The sequence below is a fragment of the Devosia sp. genome, from assembly GCF_034675085.1.
In the GTDB taxonomy this organism is placed as follows: Bacteria; Pseudomonadota; Alphaproteobacteria; order Rhizobiales; family Devosiaceae; genus Devosia.
Genome location: NZ_JAUCDN010000294.1, coordinates 1 through 4046 on the forward strand (window position 1 = coordinate 1; position 4046 = coordinate 4046).

The window sequence follows — 4046 nt, forward strand, 5'->3', positions numbered from 1 at the left end:
CCATCGAGGCCGCCGCGATGTGGTTGTCGCGGATGGCGCGCATCATGCGGCCCCAAGGCCCGCCATAGGCGCGCTGCACCAGCAGGAAGGCGACGATGAGGATGATCAGCGCCAGGACCAGGTAGGAAAGCCGTGCGGTGACGAAGCTTTCGGGAATGGACAGGCCCGCCGCCTGCAATTGCTGCGGCAGCGGCGTGGGCCAGGGCATGGGCGACACCGTCATGGTGCCGCGCGTCAGCCAGTCCATGTTCTTGATCAGCGCCCGCAGGATTTCGGAGATGCCGATGGTGGCGATGGCCAGGTAGTCGGTGCGCAGCCCCAGGCTGATCTTGCCGATATAAAAGGCGATGACGGCCGAGACCAGCCCGCCAAAGGCCCAGCCCAGCACCGGGTGCAGCCCCAGCCCGCCGACGAAGCCGGCGGTGGATTCGATATAGGCCGCCGCCGGGTCGATCTGGCTGCGATAGACGAGATAGCCGATGAACCAGGCCAGCCCCACCAGCACCGCGCGGCCCTTGCCGCCGATACCGATGCGATGGCTCTGGCGCGCCGCCAATACCAGCATCAGCCCGAAAAGGAAGGCGATCAGCGCTCGCCCGAGCAGCATCGGCCCCTCGCTCTGCCAAAACGCCAGGTTGACCGGATAGGAGAGGAAGACGGTGGACGCCCCGCCCACCATGAGAAAGCCCATGATGGCGAAGTTGAACAGGCCCCCATAGCCCCACTGGATATTGAGCCCGAGCGCGATCAGCGCATAGCCGGTCGCCTGGATGAGGATGAGCAGGATCGAGGCCGTGCCCTGCACCAGCCCCACCGCCAGCACGATGAGGAACATGCCCGAGAACAGCAGCAGCCCCCGGCGCAGCGGCGTATCCCAGCCGGAATTGGCCGTAGCGGCGCTCATGTCGAAGCTCCCTTGAAGATACCCGTGGGGCGCAGCAGCAGGGTGATGACCAGGATGACGAAGGCGACGGTGAGCTTGTACTCGGTCGGCACCAGCGCCAGATTGGCCGGCAGCTCCATGCCCTCGGGCAGGACGGCGTTGAGCGGGCGCAGGACGGCGGTCCAGTTGAACACCGCCAGCGTTTCGGCGAAGGCGATGAGGAACCCGCCCACGATGGCGCCATAGGCATGGCCCAGCCCGCCCACGATGGCGGCGGCGAAGATGGGCAGCACGATGTTGAAGGCCAGGTCGGGCATCAGCGCCACGTCCAGCGCCAGCATGGTGCCGGCCACGCAGGCCAGCGAGCCGGCGATGACCCATGTTACCCGCACCACCAGCGCCGTATTGATCCCCGAAACCTGCGCCAGGTCGGCATTGTCGGCCATGGCGCGCATGGCCTTGCCCAGCCGCGAGCGGGTGAGGAACAGATGCAGCGCCACCACCAGCGCCGCGGTTACGGCGAACATGATGAGCTGCGGCTCGGTGATGTTGATCGGGCGCGAGCCGCCGGCCCAGCTCATGTCGAAGCGGAAGATGTCCTTGGTCTCGCCGGCCACATACATGGTCTTGGTACCCGAGCCGAAGATCAGGCGGATCAGCCCCTGGATCATCAGCGTCACCCCGATCGAGGCGATGAGCAGCGTCACCGGCTTGGCTCCGCGCGCCCGCAGCGGCGCGTAAAAGCCCTTGTCGATCCCCAGCGCCAATATGGCGGTGATGACCATGGCCACCGGCAGCACGACGAAGCCCATGGGCAAAGGCAGCACCACCCCCATGGCCGCCAGCGCCGAGGCCAGCACGAAGCCGATAAAGGCGCCCATGGTCATCATGTCGCCATGGGCGAAATGGGCGAAGCGCAATATGCCGAAGATCAGCGTCACGCCGATGGCGCCCAGCGCGTAGATCGATCCCAGGACCGTGCCCGAGATGAGGACGCGATTGATGAAGAAAATCAGCTCGTCCACGGCTAGCCCCCCAGGAAACTCTTGGCCACTTCCGGGTCGGCGATCAGTTCCGGCCCGGTGCCGGTGAAGCGGTTCTGCCCCTGCGCCAGAACGAAGCCGCGCGTGGCGAAGGCCAGCGCCTGGCGCGCATTCTGTTCCACCATCAATATGCCCACGCCTTCCTTGTTGACCCGCATGATGGTCTCGAAGATCTCGATGACGTAGCGCGGCGACAGGCCCGCCGAAGGCTCGTCCAGCATCAAAAGGGTGGGCTTGCTCATCAGCGCGCGGCCCATGGCCACCATCTGCCGCTGCCCGCCGGAAAGTTCGCCCGCCGGCTGGCGGCGCTTTTCCTTGAGCACCGGGAACATGTCGTAGACCCAGGCCATGGTGTCGGAGAAACCGTCGCTGCGCGTGAAGGCGCCCATTTCGAGATTTTCCTCGACGCTGAGCGAGGTGAAGACGTTCTTTTCCTGCGGCACGAAGCTGAGCCCTTTGGGCACGAGCCTGTCGGGCAGGGAATTGGCGATGTTCTCTCCGCCGAATTCGATGGTGCCGCCGGTGACCTTGAGCAGGCCGAAAATGGCCTTGAGCGTGGTCGACTTGCCGGCCCCGTTAGGGCCCACGATCACCCCGATATCGGATTGCTCGATGGCGATGTCGACGCCGTTGAGGATGGGCGCGCCGCCATAGCCGCCCACGACGTGGTTCAGTTCGATCAGCGGCATGGCTTAAGCGGCCTCCACGGGGGTGCCGAAATAGGCCTCGACAATGGCCGGGTTGGCGCGGATTTCGGCCATGGGGCCCTCGGCGATCTTTTCGCCCTGCGCCATGACGATCACCGGGTCGCACAGCCGCCCGATCAGGTCCATGTCGTGCTCAATGACGAAGAAGGTATAGCCCAGCTCGCGGTTCATCCGCTCGATATTGGCGGCCAGGTCGTTGAGCAGCGTCTTGTTGACGCCCGCCGCCACCTCGTCCAGCAGCACGATCTTGGCGTCCACCATCATGGTGCGGCCCAGCTCCAGCAGCTTTTTCTGCCCGCCCGAAAGATTGCCCGCCAATTCGTTGCGCACATGGCCGAGCTTGAGGAAGTCGATGACGTCCAGCGCCTTCTTGCGCACGTCCTTTTCGCGGCTGCGCACCAGGCCAGGCCGGAACCAGTTGGCCGTCAGCCTTTCCCCGGGCTGGTCGCCGGGCACCATCATCAGGTTTTCCAGCGCCGACATCTGCGAGAATTCATGGGCGATCTGGAAGGTGCGCAGCATGCCGATGCGGAACAGCTCATGCGGCTTGAAGCCGGTCACGTCCTGTCCGTCGAACAGGATCACCCCCTCATCGGGCACGATATTGCCGGCCACGATGTTGAACAGGGTGGACTTGCCCGCCCCATTGGGGCCGATCAGCCCGGTGATGGAGCCGCGCCGGACCGAAAGCGAGCAGTTGTTGACGGCGGTGAGCCCGCCAAAGCGTTTGCTGACGTTGCGAACGTCGATGACCAAGTCGGAGGACAAATGCGTCGTCCCGTTTCCTGTAAGAGTCCGAAAGCCCGGTTCAATCCGGGCAATTTTGCGGCATCTGGTCACAAGAGCGACTAAGGGTCAACTCCAACCCGCCAATCAAAGGCTGGCGAGTACGGCATCGGCTGTGGATTTATTGTTGGCGCAGGGCACGTCGTAGAGCGTGGCCAGCCGCGTCAGCGCCTTGACGTCCACATCATGGGGCTGGGCCGAAAGCGGGTCGATGAAGAAGATCAGCATGTCGAGCCTGCCCTCGGCGATCATAGCGCCCAATTGCTGGTCGCCGCCCAGCGGCCCGCTCTTGAGCCGGTAGACCGGCAGGCCCGTCGCCGCCATCACCCGCCCGCCCGTGGTGCCGGTGCCCCACAATTCATGCTGGGCCAGCTTGGCCTTGTGCCGCTCCGCCCAGGCGCAGAGCTCATCCTTCTTGTCGTCATGCGCCACCAGGCCGATCCGCGCCATGCTGCCTCTCCATCATCCGCCCCGTGTTCAAGCACGCGGCGGGGGAAAAGGGCAATGGGGCCAGCGCATCACCCGCCGGCCCCCCCCCCCGTCAAGAGGGAAGCGTGGTTCCGCTTATCTGGCAGGATCGGGCCCCAGGCCCTGAACGGCACCTCCCCCTTGATGGGGGAGGCTGGG

At 65.1% G+C, this 4046-nt stretch carries 5 protein-coding genes; all 5 read right to left on the reverse strand.

Features of this window, described 5'->3' with window-relative positions:
- The coding region (locus VDP82_RS14965) for an ABC transporter permease subunit (protein WP_323015633.1) at nt 1–904 on the reverse strand (904 nt) is incomplete at its 3' end.
- Nucleotides 901–1908, reverse strand: coding sequence for a branched-chain amino acid ABC transporter permease (locus tag VDP82_RS14970; protein ID WP_323015634.1), 1008 nt, complete (start codon nt 1906–1908; stop codon nt 901–903). The genes VDP82_RS14970 and VDP82_RS14965, both read right to left, overlap by 4 nt.
- A 2-nt stretch (nt 1909–1910) precedes the next feature.
- A complete protein-coding gene (locus VDP82_RS14975; RefSeq protein ID WP_323015635.1) occupies nt 1911–2615 on the reverse strand; it encodes an ABC transporter ATP-binding protein in 705 nt (234 codons plus the stop codon).
- A 3-nt stretch (nt 2616–2618) separates the two neighbouring features.
- A complete protein-coding gene (locus VDP82_RS14980; RefSeq protein WP_323015636.1) occupies nt 2619–3401 on the reverse strand; it encodes an ABC transporter ATP-binding protein in 783 nt (260 codons plus the stop codon).
- 105 nt (nt 3402–3506) lie between these two features.
- Nucleotides 3507–3869 carry a methylglyoxal synthase gene (locus VDP82_RS14985; protein WP_323015637.1) on the reverse strand — a complete coding sequence of 121 codons (363 nt, stop codon included), beginning with the start codon at nt 3867–3869 and terminating at the stop codon, nt 3507–3509.
- Between the last annotated feature and the right edge of the window lie 177 nt (nt 3870–4046).

Bases quoted from the DNA above. Each gene is read 5' to 3' on its own strand.
- VDP82_RS14975 (WP_323015635.1), bottom strand. From the start codon at position 2,615: ATGCCGCTGATCGAACTGAACCACGTCGTGGGCGGCTATGGCGGCGCG.
- VDP82_RS14985 (WP_323015637.1), bottom strand. From the start codon at position 3,869: ATGGCGCGGATCGGCCTGGTGGCGCATGACGACAAGAAGGATGAGCTC.